Genomic DNA, 23,398 nt, shown 5'->3' with positions numbered 1-23,398 from the left:
CTCTTCCTTTTAGTAGCGGGGACCAGACTCGAACTAGTGACCTTCGGGTTATGAGCCCGACGAGCTACCAACTGCTCCACCCCGCAATATATTTTTGAACAAAATTGCTTTTTTCTTTTGAAAAAACAAGATTATGATCCTTCCGAATTGGAGTACAAAGATATATTTTGTTTCTTTGTAATCCTAATAAAATTTAGAAAAATGTCACACAAAGCAGGATTCGTAAGTATCATCGGAAAGCCAAATGCTGGTAAGTCCACACTAATGAACGCTTTAGTGGGTGAAAAAATGTCTATCATTACACCCAAAGCGCAAACGACAAGACACCGCATTATCGGTATTGTAAACGATGAAGACCATCAAATTGTGTTTTCGGACACTCCAGGTGTTATTAAACCAAACTATTCTCTGCAGGAATCCATGATGAATTTTGTCCAAGGATCTTTGATCGATGCAGACATTATACTATTTGTGACAGATATCAACGAAAAATACGATGAGAACGATGTCCTCGAGAAATTACGCAAAACAAATTCTCCTGTTGCTGTACTGATCAATAAAATTGATAAATCTTCAGAAGAAGAAGTCAAAGCAAAAATTGAATTCTGGCAAGAAAAATTAAATCCAGATACCATTTTTGCCATTTCAGCAAAACTGAATCATAATGTTGCTGCCGTAATGCAATACATAAAAGACAAGTTACCAATTCACGAAGCTTATTATGAAAAGGATGAACTGACGGACAAATCCATGCGTTTTTTTGTCTCCGAAATGATCCGTGAAAAAGTGTTCAAACTGTATGATAAGGAGATTCCTTACAGCACAGAAGTGATCGTGACATCTTACAAAGAGGAGGCTAATATTACGCGTATTGCAGCAGAAATTATTGTTGAACGCGACTCTCAAAAAAATATTATCATTGGAAAGGCAGGCGCCATGATCAAAAAAGTGGGAACCTACGCACGTCAGGATATTGAGGAGTTTATCAATGGAAAGGTATTTCTCGAACTTTTCGTTAAAGTAATTCCTGACTGGCGAAGCAAAAAAAATTACCTTAAACGTTTTGGTTACGATGACTAATTCGTATTGAATGCATCAGCCGAATATCTTGGTGTACAAAACTTCGGCTTATGCACTATTCTACTTTAATGTTACTTTGCAAAGTATTCACGAAGTGCTTTAATCTGTTTGAGATTAAGCACTTTTTTTAGGTCTTCATCAGACGCCTCCTTCACCTTTTTTACCGACTTAAATTCAGTTAACACTTTCTCCACTGTTGTTTTGCCTATGCCTGGCACGTTTTCAAGTTCAGAAACAAAAGTTTTTCGGCTCCGCTGATTTCTGTGAAACGTGATTCCGAACCGGTGAGCTTCATCTCGAAGATGTTGAATCACCTTTAAGGTTTCAGATTTTTTATCTAGATAAAGTGGATATTGGTCGCCGGGATAGAAAAGCTCCTCCAGCCTCTTCGCAATACCGATCACCGTTACTTTCCGTTCGATCCCCAATAAGCGCAAGCTCTTTAACGCGGCCCCTAACTGCCCCTTACCACCGTCTATAATAATCAATTGGGGCAGAGGCTGATCTTCATCCAATAACCTTCTGTACCGTCTAAAAACAGCTTCCTCCATCGTGGCAAAATCATTGGGACCCTCCACGGTCTTTACATTGAAGTGGCGATAATCTTTTTTGGAGGGTTTCGCATCCTTAAATACCACAATAGCAGACACAGGATAATTTCCCTGAATATTCGAATTATCAAAACACTCAATATGTTGCGGCAGCACATTCATCCGAAGATCCTTTTGCATCTGTTTTAGAATACGCTCAGTCCGGATATCCGGATTAAGCTTTTCATATTGCAACAAACGTTCCTTCCTAAAAAATGCTACGTTCTTTTGAGAAAGTTCAAGGAGCTTTTTCTTTTCACCCAATTTGGGGATTGTAAATCGAATCCGTTCGTTCTCTTCAATATCTAACTCGAATGGTACGATAATTTCACGCGAAAGGCTTTTGAAACGATCCCGTATCTCTGGTATAGCCAAGGCTAGCAGTTCTTGTTCACTCTCATCTAAACGCCGTTTCATTTCCAGTGTTTGCGTCTGAATAATCACACCATTCATCACTTTCAGGTAATTGACAAAGGCATATCCTTCGTCCGAAGCGATGCTAAATACATCAACGTTTGTAATGGATGAGTTAACAACGGTGGATTTACTCTGATAATTGTCTAGCTTATCCAACTTCGCTTTGATTAACTGCGCTCTTTCGAAATCCAAAGCTGCAGCTGCAGTAGTAATACCTTCTTTCAAGCGATTGGTCACCATAGCGATCTTTCCGTTCAGAATATCCTTAATATCGCTCAGATTCTGATCATAGTCTTCTTCAGATTGATACCCTTCGCAAGGCCCCTTACAGTTTCCAATTTGATATTCAAGACAGATCTTAAACTTGCCCTTCCGTATATTTTCCTGTGTTAGGGCCAAATTGCAGGTCCGCAAGGGAAACAATTCACGAATCAGATCCAAAACAATATGCATCATCCCCACCGAAGGATAGGGTCCGTAATAGCGCGAACCATCTTTGATATATTGCCTGGTCCAAAAAACGCGTGGAAAAGGCTCATTCTTGATAACAATCCAAGGGTAAGTTTTATCGTCCTTAAGAAGAACATTATACTTGGGTTTGTGTTTCTTGATCAATGAATTCTCAAGCAACCAAGCATCAATCTCCGTATCAACTATAGTAAAAGATATCCGATTAATCTTACGGACCAAAACACGTGTTTTGCCATTCAGCTGATTTTCACTAACGAAATAAGATCCGACCCGATTGCGCAGATCTTTCGCTTTACCAATATATATCAGCTCATTATTTTTATCAAAATACTGATAGACTCCAGGCCGATGTGGTATCTTCTTTAATTCCTCTCTATAATCAAATACGTCCATTATGTTTCAATATCAAGCACTTTCAGCAAAAAAGCCAGACAACAAATTTCGAAAAAATTTATTGCCTGGCCCACTGATATTCGTTAAAATAACCTAGAAACCTAAGCGGTCATCTTTTAGTTTAGTTTCGTCTTTACTGCTCGAATCGGTAGATCCATCTTCCACATCAGAGCCTCCGCCCCCCCAGTACTGATTACAGTCTATTACACGGGTGAGTCCACCTTGAGGTTGTTCAAAATCACCTTTGGTATATTTTAAATTCGAATCTTTATATACTTTCTGCATGTAATAAGCGAATACTGGCATAGCTGCCGCGGCCCCTTGACCGTACTCCATGCGATCGAAACTAATGCCCCGATCTTCCGCCCCGGTCCACACACCTGTAACCAATTCGGGCGTAATACCGATAAACCAAGCGTCCGAGTTGTCATTCGTTGTACCCGTTTTACCTCCGATTGGATTGGTGAGCTTGTACATCCATTGAATACGTCTGGCAGTACCCTGAGACACCACCTTTTTAAGCATATCCACAATAATATATGCTGATTCACTGTTCAAGGCTTTTACCACCTTTGGTGCCTTATCATAAATTGGTGTCCCATTTTTATCTTCAATCCGCAGAATTGCTGTCGGCTCAATCCAAGTTCCTTGGTTTACAAATGCCGAATAGGCACCTACCATATCAAACACCGACGCTTCGTAAGCGCCCAAAGAAATCGAGGGATAACTAGGAACATCACTTGTTATACCCATTCGCTTTGTCAATGCTGCGACTTCCGCAGCACCAACTTCGTGTACTAAATATGCTGTCGCATAGTTTTGAGAATAAGCAAGGGCCTTAGCCAACGTAATGGGGTTTCCTCCTTGCGCATTTCCCCTTGGGGTCCATCCGTTATACGTTTGTTGGTAATTTGGAATACTATAACAGGGCGAATAGCCGTTGTCAATCGCAACTGCGTAAGTAAATGGTTTAGCCGTCGATCCGACCTGACGCGTTCCCATTTTTACCTGATCATATTTAAAGTGGTCGAAGTCAATACCCCCTACCCAGGCTTTAATATGTCCCGTCTTCGGCTCCATAGACATCATTGCATTGCGCAACATGAGTTTATTGTATTTAATGGAATCCATTGGCGTCATCATGGTGTCGACGCTTCCTTTCCATGTAAAAATATTCATAGGAACTTTTACATTGAAAGCCTTTTTGATTTCGTCTTCATTCAAGCCTTCTTCCTTCAAAATCCGGTAACGATCAGAACGCTTCATTCCGCTGATTAATAGCTTCGCTTTATCGCCTTTGAAGGGATCCCTATTTTTCCATTGTGCGGAAAATTTAGACTGCAATTGCTTCATCCACTCCTTTTGCGAATCCTCTGCATATTGCTGCATAGACATGTTGATTGTCGTATAGATTTTCAATCCATCGCGATCAAGATCATAAGGTGTACCATCCGGTTTGGTAATGGAAAGCTTGGCAAATTCCTTTTTGATCTCGTCTTTTAATACCGCTCTGAAATAGGGAGCCAATCCTTCGCCGTAATTTGCAATCTTAAGTTCTAAACCAAGTGGTTTCTCTTTTGCTTTTGTTGCCTCTTCTGCCGAGATAAAATTAGCGGCAACCATATTGTTCAGCACCGTATTACGTCGGGTGCGAGATTTATCAGGGTAACGAACCGGAGAATATGCTCCCGGACCTTTTAGCATACCCACCAACAAAGCTGCTTGTTCCGCTGTCAATTTGTCGGGAGTCGTATTAAAGTAAGTCCGTGCAGCAGATTTGATTCCATATGTATTGTAGGCACCAAAGTCTACCGTGTTGAAATACATGGTAATAATCTCATCCTTGGTATAATTTCTCTCCAGACGAACGGCCGTAATCCATTCCTGAAATTTTTGGATGACACGTTTTAAAAAATTCTTCTGACGTCCATCCGAGAAGAGATTAAGTGCCAGCTGTTGTGTAATCGTACTCCCCCCTTGCTTATTACCTGTCAAGGTATGGAAGATGACTGTGAACGTACGCGAATAGTCTATACCAGAGTGATCATAGAAACGTTTATCCTCTGTAGACACCAATGCTTTGACCAAATAAGGGGACAATTCGCTATACTTAACATTGGAACGGTTTTGAACATAATAAGTTCCCAGTACTTTATGATCTTCAGTGATAACTTCAGAAGCTAAATTGCTTTTTGGATTCTCCAAATCACTGAAGGAGGGCAATTTCCCAAATAATCCAAGACGTATACTCAATATAAACAGAAAACCTATTGCAACAACTCCAACGATAATCTTCCAAAAATTGAACGTATATCGTTTGATATCAGCTTCCGTCAGTTGATTTTTTTTTGATACTCGTTTCATCTAATCACTAAATTTCAGACGTAAATATTATTCATTTTAAGACCACACAGCGTATTCAGGTTTTACACACACTGTGCTATTTTAAAACTTGAATACTGCATTATTTTGATCCTTGTAGACTTCAATTAAGACATTAATGCTCACTCTATCAGATAGTGTGCCAATAATCCTTACTTGGCAAAGGTATTACTAATTGTACCAAAAGCAAGAATTTAAACGCGAAAATATTGAGCAGAACTACGCACGTTCGATCAAGCAAACCGCATAGGCAACCGCTCCTTCCTGACGGCCGATAAATCCCATGGTTTCATTTGTCGTTGCCTTAATGGAAATATCATCGATATCCAAACCAGTGGCTTCAGCCAATTTAACTTTCATTTGCGGGATATAAGGTTTGATCTTAGGAGCCTCCAAACACAACATTGAATCGATATTGCCAAGTGTGTATCCTTTCTTCGCGATCAGCGCCACACATTCTTTCAGTAACAATAAGCTACTGATACCTTTCCAGCGCATATCCGTGTTTGGAAAGTGATAGCCAATATCTTCTAAATTGGCAGCACCCAAAATGGCATCACATATCGCATGCACCAATACATCTGCATCAGAATGGCCAAAGGCCCCAGCATGATGTTCCAATTGAACGCCTCCAACAATAAAGGGATGTCCCTCTTTCATCTGATGGACATCAAATCCAAATCCTACCTTAATTTTCATGACAATAATTATAACTATGGTGTCTACTCCTATTTAAAATATTCCGAGACACTCGATTTATATACCTTTAAAACAAAGTCAATATAAGCTATTACAAGCGCCCAACGCCGCTATAAATCAAACTTAGGACATCTTCTCCGAGATCTCCACGTATCAACATATAAACCTAATGACAGATTATTGCGAAGATAACAATTCGCAGCTATATTTATTGTTACAAATGATTTAGGGAGGAGGCATTGCGAAGAAAGTCACTCAAATAGCAATTCGACTTAATGAAAACCTGCGTAATAAAAAAAGGCTATTTTTTTAAAATAACCTTTTTTTATTGCTTTTTGAAACGCTTCGAAAAGTATAGCCTACGCTTCTACTTCTTCAGGCGCAAATTGATCATATACTTCTCCAAAAGCATCATAGTCTTGATCGCCGTTGGGCTCAAAAACCTGAATATCTTTTGATCTTGCAAAATCAACTATTTCGGTATTGACATTTTGATCTGCAACAACGACCATATCGGTAAAATGCAAAGCACCTTTATAGATAGCCTCATAGCTACCATCACCGTACACCTGCGCATCCTCAGCTTTAAATGAACCCTCTGGCGCCATTTCCGCATACTTCGTACCTAATGTACCTTTAAACTCTTCATTGAACAAAGAGTACATTACTTTTGCATCCTTGAATGTCGGATCGTCTTTATAAGTCGTCTTGACATACGCCGGTACCAACGCAGAGAACCATCCATGACAGTGCACTACATCTGGGGACCAACCTAATTTCTTCACAGTTTCCAACGCTCCTTTACAGAAGAACACCGAACGCTCATTGTTGTCTGCAAAGAACTCGCCATGCTCATCACTAAAAACTTTTTTACGCTGAAAGTAGTCTTCATTATCCAAGAAATACACCTGCATACGGGCCGCAGGTAATGAAGCAACTTTAATAATTAGCGGATTATCATTATTATCCACAACAATGTTCAGGCCTGAAAGACGAATAACCTCATGTAATCTATTTCTACGCTCATTGATATTCCCAAAACGCGGCATTAAGATCCGGATCTCAAAACCCTTTTCTTGCATCGCTTGCGGAAGTTGACGTGTGATTTCAGAAATTTTAGTTAATTCGAGGAAAGGCGACATCTCGTGAGTAATAAACAATATCTTCGTTTTTGCCATCTCCAGTTATTTTTATTTATTATTTTCGAACAGTAAAATCGGTCTACAAAGGTACAAAAAAAATACTTACTATGCAATTTACTATTAATCATCGTTTTATATTCCCAAAATAATATGCAACTTTGCCAACAAAAACTAAATAGCAAAGTGGAAATTTTCAAAACGAAAGCCTCTCTCCAAGCATACCTGCAAGAAGCACGAAAAACCGATCAAAAAATCGCCTTAATTCCTACCATGGGGGCATTACATGAAGGACATTTATCCTTATTAAATTATGCAAAACCATTGAGCGACATTCGCGTCTGCAGCATCTTTGTAAATCCTACGCAATTTAATGACCCAAAAGATCTCGAGAAATATCCACGCCCAATCGAGAACGATATCAAACTATTGGAAGCTGTGGGGTGTGATATTCTTTTCTTGCCAACCGTTGACGAAATGTACCCCGACAAACACGAACACTGGCATATCGATTTGGGCGAACTGGATCAAATCTGGGAAGGGGAAAAACGTCCAGGACATTTTCAGGGCGTCACTCAGGTCGTCTATAAATTATTTACATTGGTACAACCGCATATTGCCTGTTTCGGACAAAAAGACTTTCAGCAGGTCATGGTTATTAAACGCATGATTGAAATGAAGGATCTACCTATTCAATTGGCGATATGCCCCATCATCAGAGATCAAGACGGCCTAGCTTTGAGCTCCAGAAACATGCGATTAAGTGAAGAAGGAAAAAGAATAGCGTTGGCCCTTTCACGTTCCTTGACATACGTAAAAGACCACATCAATGATGCTATGGCACTCCGTGAAATAAAAGACCAAGCGCTGAAGATTTTAACAGATACAGATGGACTCAGCGTTGAATACTTTGCCATATGTGAAAGTAACAGCCTAAAGGAGGTCGATCACATCGATTTCAGCAAACAACATGTTGCCCTTGTCACTGCGTGGGTTGAGGGCGTCCGTCTGATCGATAATATGATTCTGAATAATTTGTCAAATTAATTGACAAATCTTTCAAATTCAGTAGAAAGCCCTAACTTTGCGCCATGGTAATAGAAGTAATGAAGTCCAAGATTCACCGCGTTAAAGTCACACAAGCGGAATTGAATTATGTGGGTAGTATCACAATAGATGAAGATTTGATGGATGCCGCAAATATCATCGCTAACGAGAAGGTTCAAATCGTAAACAATAACAATGGAGCACGCCTTGAGACATACGTTATCCCTGGCCAACGCGGTTCGGGAACGATCTGTTTGAATGGTGCTGCGGCACGCCTTGTTCAAGTTGGCGATATCGTCATCATCATTTCCTATGCAACCATGGATTTTGAAGAAGCCAAACAATTTCAACCCTCGCTTGTATTTCCAGACGACAACAATCATTTGATTAAATAGTATGGATGTAAGGAAAAGAGAACATTAAGGTATCAAAAATAGGCATACTTAATATTTTTTTAATCCATACAGCTCTATACTGATAAAATAAAATCGTAATTTTGAAGCGTTACCCTAAAAAAGTAACGCTTTTTTATGTACCCAAAAACAACCAGAAGTCCACGTCAGCTTATTGCATTATGCCAATTGGTATTAATGTCTCTGATTATTATTTCAGGTGTTGTTTTTATGCACAAAGAGGTAAAATCTACAGGTGAAATTGTCATGCACACCCACCCTTATGATTTTACCAAGAAACAAAAGCCCCAAGAAACAGATGACCAAATCGAATACCTGAATGTCATCTATCACAACACCTACGTACAAACCGAATTTACCGTCCTTGAACTTCCAATTCCCCGCGAAGTAAGACAGGTGCGTTATAATTCCTTTTGTCCGGAAGCGATTACGGCAACTATCGATCATTACCACTTACGTGGTCCCCCCAGCTTAGTATAAAACTAACATCAGAGATTTCGAAAACCGGTAGTCTGGCATGGCAGTACTCGACGCTAATAAACGGAACGTACCGTATGCGTCCAGTAACGCATTGCTAAACCACAGAATGACTATATCTGTACGACGTCTTTGATACAATTTCTTATTGGCCTCCTTTTCGAGAATTGTCGTTGATACCAAGGCGACACCCTTCGTTGGACTACCTTAAAGTGGTTTCAATGAACTCTTTGGTACAATAGCCCTATATAAGGACAAGTTATTTTCTTGTTTCCTATCCGTGTTCAATACCTTGAATGCTGTTCATAGCGCGCTATAGACAATGCTATACGAGGCTTGTATTTTTAAAATTTTTATAAAATTACTATGCTAAAGCAATACACTTTATTCGCTACATTACTGGCGGGTACATCCACTATATATGCCCAATCGAAACTGGAAGGCTATTTATTCAATAAAAACCATGAAGCAGTTCCATCCGGCACACTAACTTTAAAAAACAGCAAGCTTGCGACTACATCTGATACAGCGGGCTACTTCAAGTTGTCTGCTATACCGATGCAAAAAGTAACCTTAAATATATCTGCAGTAGGCTACCGCTCAATCAGCAAGGTTATCTCCCTTGATACGCTAAAGGCTCCGTTACATATTCAATTGGAGGAAGACAACCTCAATTTGGATGAGGTTGTTGTTTCTGCTACACGTTACGGCGTTAAACGAAAGGATGCTCCGGTGGTTGTCAATGTAATAGGCCCCAAATTATTTAATGCGACACAGTCTGTCGCCATGTCTGAAACACTGAATTATCAGCCGGGGGTGCGCGTAGAGAACAATTGTCAGAATTGCGGTTTTTCACAAGTCCGGCTGAATGGTCTCGAAGGTCCCTATTCACAAATATTGATCAATAGCAGAGCCGTATTCTCCGCACTGAATAGCGTATATGGATTAGACCAGATTCCCACCAGTATGATCGATCGTATTGAGGTGGTAAGAAGTGGCGGTTCGGCATTATTTGGAGCCAATGCGATCGCTGGGACAATCAATATTATTACAAAAGATCCGGTAGAAAATGACTGGCAGGTAAAATCAACCAACTCACTCATAGGTGGCAGAAGCTGGGACAATACGGTTGATTTTAACACCTCGACCGTCGCGGAAGACCTCAAGAGAGGTGCGACGTTCTACGGCATGCACCGCAATCGGGAAGCATATGATGCTAATGGAGATGGTTTTTCGGAAATGACCAAACTTCGAAACACTACTTTTGGCACAAAAATATTTTACAAACCGAGTGATCTAGATAAAATAACGGTAGATTTTAGTACAGTGAATGAGTTCCGTCGCGGTGGTGATCAGCTTGATAAAGTACCCCACTTGACGCAAATCACAGAACAACTGGAAACCAGTTCGCTTGTTGGCGGAATCACCTACGATCATTACTCTAGCGATTACAAGCAAAAAATGTCGCTTTACGGCTCTGTACAGAAAACCGTTCGTGACAGCTACTATGGCGGCCTAGGGGGCGGAGCAACACTCGCAGACAGCACATTAGCTGCCAATGCATACGGAAAGACAAATGATATCGCGCTGGTTGCAGGGGGACAGTATACCTACAACTTTGAACGAGATGTATTTACCGCCGGAGTGGAATTCTCGTACAACGATACCCAAGACGACATACCGGGGTACAAACGAACAATTGATCAGCAAAACAGAGGATTAGGCAGTTATGCCCAATACGAATGGAAGCCTTTAAGTAATTTTAAAACCTTGATCGGAGCGCGATACGATTATACCTATGTCGATGGCAAATACAGTCTTGCAGGTATAGACCGAAACTCAGATCAGCGTTTTGGCACCTTTAGCCCACGGCTGACAATCTTGTATGATATCACCAAGGACCTTCAATTTAGAGGGGGCTATGCCCGCGGTTTCCGTGCGCCACAAGCTTTTAACGAGGACATGCATGTCACTTCCATTGGTGGAAATCAAGTATTTGTGTTAATTGGTGAAAATCTAAAAACAGAGTATTCTAATGCGTATACAGGTTCCTTTAGCTACAACAAAAATTTTGGAAATGTACAGACGAGTCTGCTTGTGGAAGGGTTTTATACGGATCTCAATAATCAATTTGTCAATGTCATGGCATCAGAAAAAGACGGATTGATCATCCAGGAGATACAAAACGGTGAGGGTGCCCGGGTATATGGCTCTAATATTGAGATCAATATTGCACCATCATCTTGGTTTTCTATCCAAACCGGTGGGACCATTCAGCGCTCTCGCTATAAAAAAGATCAACTTATCTACGAGGGAAAGGAAGACGGACAGGACATCCTGACCAAGAAATACGTCCGTACACCCAATATTTATGGCTATATGAATAGCAATTTAAAGGCGACCAAACAATTAGCAATCGATCTGACCGGAGTCTACACCGGAAAGATGATTGTTCCTCATATCCAAAACGATGTGATGACCTTGAAAGATGCGCGCGACTTCGTCGAGTTAAATCTGCGGCTGGGCTATACCTTACCCATACATAAAGATTTTAGTATTGAAATTTTCGGCGGTATACAAAACATGTTCAATGCTTTTCAGAAAGACTTTGACAAGGGACCATTGAGGGATTCAGATTATATCTATGGTCCGACTCGTCCACGGACATTTACCTTTGGTTTGCGCATTGGCCATTTTCACTAAAAAAAACAACTGATCTATGAAGCATTTCAGGAAAATATACATTATGTCGATGATGCTATTTTATCCGCTCTGTCACTTTGGACAAGAGCGGATAAATTGGATCAGCTTCGAACAACTTGATTCTTTACTCGCTGTTGAGCCAAGGGAAACACTGCTTTTCATCCATACCGATTGGTGTAGCTACTGCAGAAAAATGGAGCAAGAAATCTTTACAAACAGAGAAATTATTGAATTAATTAACCAGCGTTACTATGCGGTGAAGTACGATGCCGAATCTATCGAAGAGATTGTTTTCGACAATAGCATATGGAAGCCCCTAAGCAGAAAAAAGAAAGTAGGGAAATACCATCCATTAGCAGTACAATTACTGCGGGGCAAACAGCTTGTCTTTCCAAGTATTTTAAGACTGGACCTTGAATTTCATTTAAAAAGCATACGACAAAAATACCTGAATTCAAAAGAGTTATATGCTTTTTTAGAATAATTTAACATTTGATGTAGCGAAGTTTGTCCAGCCTGCGTTTTGAGTTTTATAATTAATACACACTTTAAGAAATTATGAAAAATATCACAAAATTTTTAATGGCGTTTTTGTGTCTTGGTATTCTTTTTACAGCTTGTAATAAAGATAATTTTGATTGGGATGCCTATTACAAACAACAAGAAGAGGCGATAAAAAAAGAAAAAGCAAGACAAGATTCTTTATATAAAGATCAAGCACCTCTTTTGGAAGCTTACGCGAGACAGAAGTGGGGTAACGACGCTAAGCGTTCAGACTCTTTGCTATCAAAAGGTATTTGGTACAAAATCGAATATGCTAAAGAAACCGCTACACCTTATACATATGGTATCACTTTAACAAATAACGGTCCTGCGATTACACCTTTCGCGGCAACTTTCAATTTTCAAGGAGAGTTAATGGATGGAAGAGTTTTTGATAAAAATCCAGTTGGTTCACCAGCTGTTTATACTGATATATACAAAGCCATCAATATATATAATGTAGTATGGATGAGAGCCTTTACGCCTCCTGTAATTAAACAGAATGGAATAGATTATTATCCACACGGATTACTTCCAAAAGGATTACAAAAAGGAGATAAAATTACTTTTATTGCGCCTTCATATTATTCGTTTGATCAAAATGAATATACTAAAGGCAGTGAGAAGGTGACAGTACCTAAGAATACACCAGTTGTGTATACAATTGAATTGTTAACTATTGGAGCTGCTACCTCCAACTAAACAAATAAGCCGTGCATTAAAAAGCCATTTTCTTAATGAGAATGGCTTTTTTTAGCAGTTTGCTAAAAGATAAACTAGATCCTACACTATCCAACATTTTGATATATTTAGTGACAAAGTTACATTCCAAACAACGCAGCTCTAATACAGAAATGTAAATTACTGTATCAAAATGTTAATTATTTAAGCGTAAACCTACAAGGAGAAAAAAATCATATACATTTGCTAGGCCATATTCATAATGAATTGGCCACTTTATTGAAAAACCAACAAATAATACCATGAAAAAATTGTTATCACCATTATTTTTAGGAATCGCAGTAACCGCTTTCCTCATTATTAGCTGTGCCAAAAGTGATGATGCGCCGATTTATGATGCAGCGGCACAATTTAAAACAGACTCCATCACACTTAAAAATTATGTTAGCCAAAAGTATCCAGATGCCCAATACAATAGCGAGACAGGCATTTGGTACGAAATTTTGGCTGAAGGCACAGGAAATTATCAATATAAAATTGTGGATACCTTAAATGCTAAAGTCTTTAAAGTTAAGCCAACGGTAAAGTATACTGGTCGCCTAATAAATGGCAGTATTTTCGACCAAACTGAAACCGATAAAACGGCTAGCTTTGAGCTCCTCACCAATACCGGTTATGATTATCCTTTCGAGAGCACGCTTATACCAGCTTGGACATTCGCCTTTGCTCCTAAAAAAATAGGTGATGTAGATCTCGGAGGACTGACAGAGAAAGGGCTTCAAAAAGGTTCTAAAATTCATATCATGGCGCCTTCTAAATTCTGTTATGGAAACCGAGCAGTAGGGCCAATTCCTGCCAACTCACCCTTGGACTTCGTGATTGAAGTGGTAGACATTAAATAAAAATATTTTAACTAAATCAGTTCTCTTGTATACAATGGTGTTAGAATCTAAAAATCCTAACACCATTCCTAACACCATTGTTAAAAGGTACAAGTTGGTTACAACTTAATCCCTATTTGCCACCGCTAAGAATTAAATCAGAAAAAATGGAAGTAACTGTGCGGATGTAACAAATAGATCTCTTTTAAACACTCATAAATCTAGTTGGGATGGAAATGAATTGGGAGCAAAAACCGCATACGAAATATCTATAATAATAAAAGCTCGAAGTGGGGAACTCCGAGCTTTACCTAACCAATTATTAACCTAAATTATGAAAAGTTCTTTATATATTATTTTTAATATCTTTCGTTGCTTTTGATATATCAAAGGTACTATACATCTGCATTCATGTCAAGAAATTTAACAGCATTTAACGTTGTTAAAATTATGTTAAAACAATTTAGCATAACCTATACCCTTAAAGCTATTCATTCCTCCCCTCCCGATTTGCTTACAGGCGATTGCTGCCTTAAGAAGCGGCCCTATTCGATGCAATTGCCCTAGCTTATTTTATATATACCTTAGAAATACCCCAGTATATTGCCACATCGGTAACACACAGGTTACAAACATCGATTTCTCTTGATTAACTTTCCTTTATTCCAATAAGAGCAAGCTTAGTATCAAAAAAAAGAAATAAATTTGTGAGAAGATCCTCCATAAGTAGGTATCTTATTTTTAGACGATCAATAGCATATGAAAATAGCTTTAGCACAGTTAAATTACCATATCGGTAATTTTGAAGCAAATACTAAAAAAATAATTAGCGCCATCCATCAGGCCAAAGAAGCCGCTGCCGATCTTATTATCTTCGCCGAACTCGCAATTGGCGGATATCCCGCCAAGGACCTGTTAAGAAATAGGGCATTCAAACATCAATGTGATGAAGCTATTCATCAAATCGCTGCACAGTGCCATGATATTGCCTGTATCATCGGAGCACCCGTCAAAAACGGTGATCCTGAAGGTAAAGAACTCTATAATTCTGCTGTATTTATCGAACATGGAATCGTAAAGGATGTTGTTAAAAAAGGTCTTTTGCCTGATTATGATGTATTTGATGAATATCGCTATTTCGAACCTAGTAGAGTTTTCAACTGCATCGAACTGAACGGCGTAAAGATTGCCCTAACAATTTGCGAAGATCTGTGGGACGATGACGAGGGTGGCAATTCGTACGTTGGCGATCCCATGGCAGAACTGAGAAAAGAAAATCCAGACCTACTCATCAACATTGCGGCCTCTCCTTTTTCCTATACGCATTTTGAGGAACGCGTTAAAGTTCTTAGTCAGCAGGTCAAAAAGTCGGGCAGACCGCTGATTTATGTTAATCAAATTGGGGCTCACATGGATATTATATTTGATGGACGCTCCATTGCCTTGAATAATGAAGGTACAACGGTCGCTGAACTAAAAAGCTTTGAAGAGGATCTTCAATTTATAACCTATCATCAACAAAATATAATCTCCACCACAGCCGCTCCGAAGCGCCCTAAATCTGAGATGGAGCTTGTGCATGATGCATTAATCCTGGGCCTTCGTGATTATTTTCAAAAATCTGGTTTTAGAAAGGCAGTTTTAGGCCTGTCGGGCGGACTGGATTCGGCCTTGGTTGCTGCTTTAGCCTGCGAAGCTCTCGGGGCCGATAATGTATTGGCCATACTGATGCCATCGGTTTATTCTTCCGACCATTCGATAAAAGATGCCATGGATCTGGTCAACAACACTGGCTGCAAATACCATATCGTTCCCATCAAAGATATTGCTAATGCATACGAGCATAGCTTGGCCCCTCTTTTTGAGAATCTACAACCCGATACGACTGAGGAAAATATACAGGCACGCGCCCGTGCTGTAATTTTGATGGCCGTTTCCAATAAGTTTGGTCATATCCTGCTCAATACGTCCAATAAAAGTGAGGCTGCTGTAGGATACGGTACGCTCTATGGTGATATGGCAGGTTCCATCTCTGTAATCGGTGATGTTTACAAATCCAAAGCCTATGATTTAGCACGCTATATCAATCGAGAACGGGAAATCATTCCAATCAATACCATTGAAAAAGCACCTTCCGCAGAACTTCGACCAGATCAAAAAGATTCAGACTCCTTACCGGAATATGAACTATTGGATCAAATCCTCTTTGAACTCATCGAAAATGAGAAAGCAGGATCTGAGGTTGTAGCAATGGGCTTTGAACAATCGTTAGTAGAAAGGATATGTAAATTGGTTAATAATGCTGAATTCAAACGATTTCAAGCTCCTCCTATACTGCGGATCAGTCCAAAAGCATTTGGTCCTGGAAGACAGATTCCGCTAGTGGCAAAATATCCTTATTAATTTTACAATTACGATTAAACCATATTTATAGTTTTTTGTCTAAAGTAATAGGTTGTAAAATCAAAAAGGATAATAGCATCCCGGAGGATAAAGAAACAATTGCCATAAAGACCGTCAACTGTAATATTTTTACACTTGAAAGGTATACGATAAGGAATAAAAACAAATTAGTTAAATAAATATAAGTTCAATATAGGCCATGAACCATCATGAGTTGGCCGTTAAATACGGTGATAAAATACTCATGATAGATTCATCACAGTTAATAAACAAACCGAGTGAAACGAGCTCATTTACACCGATGAGATCACACTTATAATAATTACTACGATGAAAAAGATTCTATTATTTTTGGTGCTTTGCGTTGCACTCGCATCATGTTCGTCTTATCAATACAATACCACACGGGTAGAAAAGATGGATTTTACGCCATTTAAGACGTATGCTTGGTTGCCTCCGGTCGACTCGTTATCAAAGTCTTATTTTGACAATGATATCGCTAAAACCAATATCCTGGACGCAGCAAATGCAGCTTTGGAAGCAAAAGGCCTTCAATATTCCAAAGATAACCCTGATTTGCTATTTCGATACATCACGATTGTCAATAATAAGAGTCGCTTGGTCTATGGTGGCGGCGGTTACTACGGCTGGGGTGGACCCTGGGGTTGGTATCGTCCATGGTTTTCACCATATTACTACGGTGGCGGGTATTACCCAGTTGCAAAAGAGCGCTATCGTTATGGTCATCTGATTATCGAAGCTATTGACCGCAAAACAAATGCTGTGATTTGGCAGGCACGCGGATCTGGAGATGTCGATAACCCAGAAAAAGCAATTAATAACATCAGCAAGGTTGCAAAAGGTGTTATTGAACTGTTTCCTGTGAAGACCTTAAAAAAATAAACGAAGTTTATAAATAAAAGAAAAAGACTGGTTGACGCTAATTAACCAGTCTTTTTCTTTTATATACAACTGCCTCTATTACAAAATGACACCTACTATCGGCATACATTTTGGACTGCGCATTCCTTATGTATAATTCCCCCACTACGCGAAGAAATCATTATTATATCCTGGTTCTAAATCGATGATCTAACTTTCAAATAAAATGGAACCTCAACACGGTCTTTGGACTTTTTAATAATCAATTCAGCCGCTAGACGTCCCATCATTTCAAAATCAGTCGATATGGTTGTGATACCATTGAGAATAAATTTCTTCAATGGTGTTTCATTGTAGGAGATTACACCAACGTCAGTTCCGATGACCAATTTTTTCTGTATTACTTTGTTCAGCAGTTTTACAAGATCATCTTCGATAATATTAATGTAGCACGTTCCCTTCTCTACCTTCTCTTCATCGATATCAGAAACTAATTCGTGATCAAAAGCATATTGCTGACAAAATTTATAAAACCCTTTGATAATAGCCTTTGGAAAATCACTGTAGTCCGGAAAGACCAGTTTTAAGCTTTTGTATTTACTCAAAACTTCATTAGCTTCCTCCAGAGCGGAGTAAATATCCTGTTCATAGTTCTCATAAACCGCAGGAAAATCTCCGGGCACATCTTCGATAAACTTACCCAATAACATTAGCTTTTCTGAAGGGATTTTCCGTATAATATCCGGGGCCTTATCCCTACCTTCTTTAAAGTGTGGAAAAAGAACATAATGGTCATAAGTTTTCGTTAGACTCCCTAAAAGTGTATTTAAATACGATAGATCTGAATTATAAACAAACAAATCCAAATTCGCATAGTCACTTAATTCCTTTGCAAAGGAATCATACACAATTTTTTTATGCGCACTGAGTTTATTCAGAAAGATTGCAATCTTAAGTTTCGATTGTACATCTGTTTTATGCACATAATAACCCTTACCGGGGTTCGAAGCAATAATCTCATTTTTCTTAAGGTATCGGTATGCTTTTTCAACCGTATCACGTGATATTTCTAAATAGGCACTTAACTCATTAATGGAAGGCAACATATCATCCCGGACCAATATTTCGTTTTTTACGGCATCAATAATCGTATTCGCCAATTGCAAATACTTTGGAGTAGCAGAGAAATCACTAATTTCTAACGTTTTTAAAAATTGATTTACAGAATTGGTCATTGTTAGATTTTAAGAAATATAAAATTAACGATTTGTTCATAACTTTTTTTAAAAAAACTTAAAAACTACGGTTTTCAAAATTCTTTTGCGATGCAGCCTATGAAAAAAAATCTATTGTCTTCGAATCGTATAAACATCCCCTTATTTTAACAGTGAATTTTTTAGCAATTGAAATCGTTGTATATTGAACCGCTTAAAATGTAAATGAAGTTAATTTAACGGATATTGAACAAACCAATGATTTCTATCCAGCAAATATTGGCGAATCTGGTTCGTTTGGCCTACAGGGTATTTCTGCGCGACGATTTCGGCTAAAATTGTAGGGTCGTTCCAACGATCGGCAATGCGCATCATCGCAAAATAAGCCTTTGCTTCGCCCGCACTTTCCATCAGGGTCTCTTCAACAACTAACTTATCTAATGCCTTCTTATAAGCATCAACTTTTTCTGTCGTTGATAAATCATCTCTGCTAACACCTTCAGGGTGCACGGGTGCGAGATTGACCCGACGTCTAATTCCCCAATTTCTGGCAAGGCTAACATTCATCGCCGCATTGTCAAAAGGATACTTTAAATTGCCTGCGTTTCGTGAAAGATACAACTCTACACCATCATTCAACAATGCCTCCGCCTGATCAAACATGCCCAAGTTATTGAGGGCTTCTATCATAAAAAAGTGTACATCAGCATCTCGGTATATGACAATATGGACATTATTTTTATAGATTTCCGAAGCGCTCTCCCGATCTCTCGAAAATTTGCGGATCACCCATGCTCCGTTCTGTAAAAAGTAGGTGTAATTCTCTCCCCGATATTGATCACCCAAGGTATGCCCATCATATCGAATTTGTTCCTGGTACCGACGCATGGCGGCAGCCGTCGGCTTTAAATAATATAAGGAAGGACTTTGATTCGAGAAAAACTGCATCAAGCGATTTGTCTGGTTTCGTTCAAAATCATAGGGTACAATATTCATCAATACTCTTGTCCGTGTTATTGGATCCCTCGTAAATACCTGAACCCACTCCCCATTATAATCGTCATTACTGACTTTAAACTTATTACTACCATTGTCATAGATAAAGCGAATACCGATATCGACCACTTTTGTATATTGCCTCGTCCACAGATACAGCTCCATTAATAATGGTTCAGGCGATGGACAAATCATATTCCAAGTGAGATCTTGCTGATTAGTAGCCACCCCTGGAAATAAAATATTGCCCCAGTTCGCGACATACTTTCCATCAACACCGTCCACACCTATTTCCATCAATGAGACCAGTTTAGGCAACAGTTCATTTAAAGAAATTACGGGAATGGAAGACAGATTGTCTAAATCGATCTTAGAATCATCGAAATAAGCTACCTTACCGTATAATTTCCCTAGCGTCAAATACGTCCATACTTTAAAACGAATTGTTCCAGATATCAATGCATTATAGTGCTCGTCCTCCAATGCTTTTGGGTTTGCTTTTCGATAAGACCTAATTTTTTCCAAATAAGCATTGGCATTTACAATAAGATCATAATAGGTGCGTGGGTTGGCAAAGCTATTGCCCTTTTTTTCCTTGTAGTTGTACAAATCCCACAAATCTTGGGGTGCATTGGCCGTAGGTTCAAGTAGATCGGTTCGTAAGTCACTTAAAAATACAGTTTGATCGGCCATAGCCTGCATTTTTGCAGCAACTCCCATATAACCTGAATACAGTTCATTGGTTTCTTGACCATAATCTTTTTCCGTCAAAACATCGTTGGTATTCACTTCAAAATATTTGGAACAACTGCTAAGAACCAAGCACACGACGACTATGCTATAGTGTATATAATAACTTTTCATACTTTCTAGAGTTTAAAATTGACGCCTAATTTAAAGGTCCGTGGTAAAGGGATTTTGCCATAGTCTGCACCGGTATATGCCATGCTGTTGCTGTATGCAGTTACAGGATCCAGTCCCAAATATTTGCTCCATGTAAATAAATTTTCAGCAACGATATACCATTCCGAATGCGCAAGAATTTTAAGTCGATGATTCCCAAAACGATAAGACAAAGACAAGTTCTCTAAACGCATATAAGAAGCATCTTCAATCCAGCGGCTAGAAAAGCGTGCGTTCTCCATGGGATCACCATATTGTACCTGTGGGATATCAGTTTGTTGGCCATCGGTCTGCCAACGGCGCAGTGCCGCAATGGATTGATTATTGTAACCTGCGAGATCCTCGAGACTTCTACGTACAGCATTATAAGTCTTGTTGCCCTTGGTAAAACTCAAGAGACCCTGCAATTGAACATTCTTATAACGTAAAGTGAAATATGCGCCCCCAAATAATTTCGGCAAACTATTCCCTAGATCGACCTGATCTTCGGCATCTATAATACCATCGTTATTCACGTCCTCAAAGAAAACATCGCCTGGAGCAAACATTCTATTCTTATAATCGTATAAATTCAATTGCTCGGCCTCTCTAGCGCTAGCGATAACGCCATTGGATTGATATCCATAAAAAGAAAAGGGTGCCTTATCCACCTGATGGATGCGAATAACATCATCTTCCTGCTGTAACAGTATTGGATTCACACTCAACAGCTTTTTTACGGTACTGTTTAATGTGGATAAATTACCGCCCAGCGTGAAGGACCAGTCTGTTTTGTCAACGAAAACAAAATTAGCATCCACTTCCAAACCACGATTGTTGATTTGACTCCCATTTAAAAATATCCTGTCGATTCCCGCTATGGGCGACACAGAAAAACTATTTAAAAGATGACTGGCACGGTTGTAATAATATCCCACGTTCATATTTAAACGTTGATTTAGCCCCGAAAAGATTAAATTACCCTGCATATTTTGGTTATCTTCCCATCTAATTTCATTGCTAGGAATGTTACCCACTACAATTCCAGCAAGTTGTCGATATAATTGGCTACTGTAGTACGATTGTCCAATCTTTGATGAAAAACGGCTGTTACCGGTTTTTGCGTAACCAAATTTTAACACGAGGTTGTTTATCGATTCATTCTCCTTCAGAAAAGACATATTAGAGAGCAGAATTGATAAGTCCGCCGCCGGGAACAGTCCAAACCTTTTGGCATTTTCGCCTGTAACGGAGGTACCGTCAACGCTAAGACTGGCATCTAATTTCAATAAGCGGCGCCAGTTGTAACGGAGGAAACCATACATGTTCATCCAATTCCAGTCTTCATCATATCCCCAAAATTTACGTCCTGCGTTACTGACATAATTCAGTGTACGGTAAAAATCGGAACTTGTATTCCTGCCCGCACCGGCATCATACTCCTGACTATTCAGCAGGCCCTGTATACCGATACCAGCATCCAATTGATCGCTGCCCAACTGCTTCGCATAACTTCCATAAAAATTCCATGAAATATTAGCAGACTGCCCAGCGCCCGATCGCGCCGTATTTAAAGCAATTCCATTCTCTAAAGGCAGAATGGTACCGCTAGACAATCCTGGTACAAAGGTTGTCTGCCGGCTATAATTTGTATAGTACCCCAGCAAAGCATTAAATTGAAGATCTTTAGTCGCTCTATAGCGCAAATTAGCTTGCGCAAAAACATCGTAGACGTCCGATGTAAAATCGCCGGTTTGTAGAAGAGCTAAGGGATTAGAGACGCCAAATTGTCTAACACCATCCAAATCAGTCAATAGGTTGTTGTCTTTATCTTTTGTATAGGGGCTAAGAATCGGCGCTCTATACATCGCGGCCAACATGGGATTGGTGGCTTTTAACATGCCTTGTTCCTGCATTCTTCCGGTGTTATAGGTCAATGCCATAATTGCATTCAAGTCGAATTTCTGTCCTAAAGCAATCGTTGAATTCAAACGCGTGCTGTATCGGGTGTTGTTTGTATTGTCCAATACGCCCTGTTGGTTCAACACGCCAAGCGAGAGATCATATTTTGCAACCGCATCGCCACCTTTGATTCTTAAATGATGATCGGTTACAAAAGCATTTCGATAAATCTGATCTTGCCAATCCGTTTTATTATTGTACAGGTAGTTATAATAATAATTCGGATCATCTTTCAGGAAAGGAAATTGCGCCAGCAGCTCGCCCATATCGTTGTAATTGGTCATCCCAACGGCACCGAGATAGCTCTTGTATTGACTATCATTCAGCACAGGCAGCGTTCTATACTGATGCGCTACTCCAAAATTACCTCGATACTCAATAACCGTTTCCATATCATCGGATGCAGAGGTTTCTAATCTGAGTACTCCATTTGAGCCTAACGAACCGTAACGTGCTGTTTCGGCTCCCTTCAAGAATTGAATACTTTTAATATCATGCAGGTTAAATGGGGCAAAGATACTTCTCGAGTATCCACCAATAATCGGGGAATTATCCATGTCTGGTAAATACGGTACATTATCGACGACAATCAGCGGATTGCTATTTGCTTCAAACGAGCGCACTCCCCTAAAATTCAATGCAGCACCTTCTGAAGGCATTCCACCTTTGTTGGTCGTGCGTAACCCTACAATCTGGCCAGTTAGTACTTGTTCAACGGTGGCTGCGCCCTTAGGATAGTGTTCCGTGGTCAACAACGTCGCATTAGCTGCAGAAAAAGACCCCGAAACTACATTTTCATAATGTTCTCGTCCCTCCGAAATCAACTTTATTTCAATTTGGTTACGCCCCAACACTTCAATACGTGATTCAAAGAATCCGGGACTCCAAATCCGAATAACTGGCGACTCATCTCGTATATTATCGAAAACAAATGTTCCATCCGATTTCGTCTTGGTGGTATGTGTTGAGTTCAAAATACTTACAATAGCCCCCTCTATGGGAGTTTTATCGTACGATTTCACGACCTTTCCCTGAATATTTTGCTGGGCATAACTATGCATGCAGAATAATGAGAATGACAAAGCCATTGACAACTTCCACACATGTTTATTTTTCTTATACATGAGATCTGTAAAATTCATT

The 23,398-nt window shown here is 39.5% G+C and carries 17 protein-coding genes and 1 tRNA gene; 10 read left to right on the top strand and 8 right to left on the bottom strand.

Features of this window, described 5'->3' with window-relative positions; all coding sequences use genetic code 11:
• Nucleotides 1–13 precede the first annotated feature (13 nt).
• Nucleotides 14–86: transfer RNA gene (locus tag J2X77_RS16105), tRNA-Met, on the bottom strand.
• A 115-nt stretch (nucleotides 87–201) separates the two neighbouring features.
• Here J2X77_RS16105 and era point away from each other — a divergent pair.
• A complete protein-coding gene (gene era, locus J2X77_RS16100) occupies nucleotides 202–1,080 on the top strand; it encodes a GTPase Era (RefSeq protein WP_293882766.1) in 879 nt (292 codons plus the stop codon).
• Nucleotides 1,081–1,151: 71 nt separating this feature from the next.
• On the opposite strand, the gene uvrC is transcribed toward era, so the two are convergent.
• The 4 genes from uvrC to J2X77_RS16080 all read right to left on the bottom strand — a co-directional run bounded on the left by uvrC (nucleotide 1,152) and on the right by J2X77_RS16080 (nucleotide 7,210).
• On the bottom strand, nucleotides 1,152–2,951 hold the full coding sequence (gene uvrC / locus J2X77_RS16095; RefSeq protein ID WP_293888561.1) for an excinuclease ABC subunit UvrC: 1,800 nt from the start codon (nucleotides 2,949–2,951) through the stop codon (nucleotides 1,152–1,154).
• A 93-nt stretch (nucleotides 2,952–3,044) separates the two neighbouring features.
• The gene (locus J2X77_RS16090; RefSeq protein WP_209578266.1) at nucleotides 3,045–5,315 is read right to left on the bottom strand and encodes a transglycosylase domain-containing protein; all 2,271 of its coding nucleotides are present in this window, start codon (nucleotides 5,313–5,315) and stop codon (nucleotides 3,045–3,047) included.
• Nucleotides 5,316–5,552: 237 nt separating this feature from the next.
• Nucleotides 5,553–6,032 (bottom strand): 2-C-methyl-D-erythritol 2,4-cyclodiphosphate synthase, encoded by a 480-nt coding sequence (gene ispF / locus J2X77_RS16085; protein WP_209578265.1) that lies wholly within the window; start codon nucleotides 6,030–6,032, stop codon nucleotides 5,553–5,555.
• Nucleotides 6,033–6,391: 359 nt separating this feature from the next.
• A complete protein-coding gene (locus tag J2X77_RS16080) occupies nucleotides 6,392–7,210 on the bottom strand; it encodes a glycogen/starch synthase (RefSeq protein WP_209578264.1) in 819 nt (272 codons plus the stop codon).
• A gap of 147 nt (nucleotides 7,211–7,357) precedes the next feature.
• Between J2X77_RS16080 and panC the strand changes: the two genes are divergently transcribed.
• From panC to J2X77_RS16035, 9 genes are all read left to right on the top strand, one after another.
• On the top strand, nucleotides 7,358–8,218 hold the full coding sequence (panC, locus tag J2X77_RS16075) for a pantoate--beta-alanine ligase (protein ID WP_310081582.1): 861 nt from the start codon (nucleotides 7,358–7,360) through the stop codon (nucleotides 8,216–8,218).
• A gap of 44 nt (nucleotides 8,219–8,262) precedes the next feature.
• The gene (panD, locus tag J2X77_RS16070; protein WP_209578263.1) at nucleotides 8,263–8,613 is read left to right on the top strand and encodes an aspartate 1-decarboxylase; all 351 of its coding nucleotides are present in this window, start codon (nucleotides 8,263–8,265) and stop codon (nucleotides 8,611–8,613) included.
• 135 nt (nucleotides 8,614–8,748) lie between these two features.
• A complete protein-coding gene (locus J2X77_RS16065; protein ID WP_209578262.1) occupies nucleotides 8,749–9,111 on the top strand; it encodes a hypothetical protein in 363 nt (120 codons plus the stop codon).
• Nucleotides 9,112–9,474: 363 nt separating this feature from the next.
• Nucleotides 9,475–11,811, top strand: coding sequence for a TonB-dependent receptor domain-containing protein (locus tag J2X77_RS16060; protein ID WP_209578261.1), 2,337 nt, complete (start codon nucleotides 9,475–9,477; stop codon nucleotides 11,809–11,811).
• 16 nt (nucleotides 11,812–11,827) lie between these two features.
• Entirely contained in the window at nucleotides 11,828–12,295 is a 468-nt protein-coding gene (locus J2X77_RS16055; RefSeq protein WP_209578260.1) for a thioredoxin family protein, read from the top strand.
• A gap of 74 nt (nucleotides 12,296–12,369) precedes the next feature.
• On the top strand, nucleotides 12,370–13,056 hold the full coding sequence (locus J2X77_RS16050; RefSeq protein WP_209578259.1) for a hypothetical protein: 687 nt from the start codon (nucleotides 12,370–12,372) through the stop codon (nucleotides 13,054–13,056).
• A gap of 281 nt (nucleotides 13,057–13,337) precedes the next feature.
• Nucleotides 13,338–13,937: an FKBP-type peptidyl-prolyl cis-trans isomerase gene (locus J2X77_RS16045; RefSeq protein ID WP_310081577.1), complete on the top strand. Its 600-nt coding sequence runs from the start codon at nucleotides 13,338–13,340 to the stop codon at nucleotides 13,935–13,937.
• A 738-nt stretch (nucleotides 13,938–14,675) separates the two neighbouring features.
• Entirely contained in the window at nucleotides 14,676–16,319 is a 1,644-nt protein-coding gene (locus J2X77_RS16040) for an NAD+ synthase (RefSeq protein ID WP_310081575.1), read from the top strand.
• A gap of 330 nt (nucleotides 16,320–16,649) precedes the next feature.
• Nucleotides 16,650–17,222 (top strand): DUF4136 domain-containing protein, encoded by a 573-nt coding sequence (locus J2X77_RS16035; protein WP_209578256.1) that lies wholly within the window; start codon nucleotides 16,650–16,652, stop codon nucleotides 17,220–17,222.
• A 176-nt stretch (nucleotides 17,223–17,398) separates the two neighbouring features.
• On the opposite strand, the gene J2X77_RS16030 is transcribed toward J2X77_RS16035, so the two are convergent.
• From J2X77_RS16030 to J2X77_RS16020, 3 genes are all read right to left on the bottom strand, one after another.
• The gene (locus tag J2X77_RS16030) at nucleotides 17,399–18,436 is read right to left on the bottom strand and encodes a GntR family transcriptional regulator (protein WP_209578255.1); all 1,038 of its coding nucleotides are present in this window, start codon (nucleotides 18,434–18,436) and stop codon (nucleotides 17,399–17,401) included.
• Between the two features lie 210 nt (nucleotides 18,437–18,646).
• A complete protein-coding gene (locus J2X77_RS16025) occupies nucleotides 18,647–20,275 on the bottom strand; it encodes a RagB/SusD family nutrient uptake outer membrane protein (protein WP_310081571.1) in 1,629 nt (542 codons plus the stop codon).
• A gap of 5 nt (nucleotides 20,276–20,280) precedes the next feature.
• Nucleotides 20,281–23,397 (bottom strand): SusC/RagA family TonB-linked outer membrane protein, encoded by a 3,117-nt coding sequence (locus J2X77_RS16020; RefSeq protein WP_310081570.1) that lies wholly within the window; start codon nucleotides 23,395–23,397, stop codon nucleotides 20,281–20,283.
• Nucleotide 23,398: the final 1 nt, after the last annotated feature.

The sequence above is a fragment of the Sphingobacterium sp. 2149 genome, assembly GCF_031455655.1.
GTDB lineage: Bacteria > Bacteroidota > Bacteroidia > Sphingobacteriales > Sphingobacteriaceae > Sphingobacterium.
This window is presented reverse-complemented; position numbering and strand designations above follow the sequence as displayed.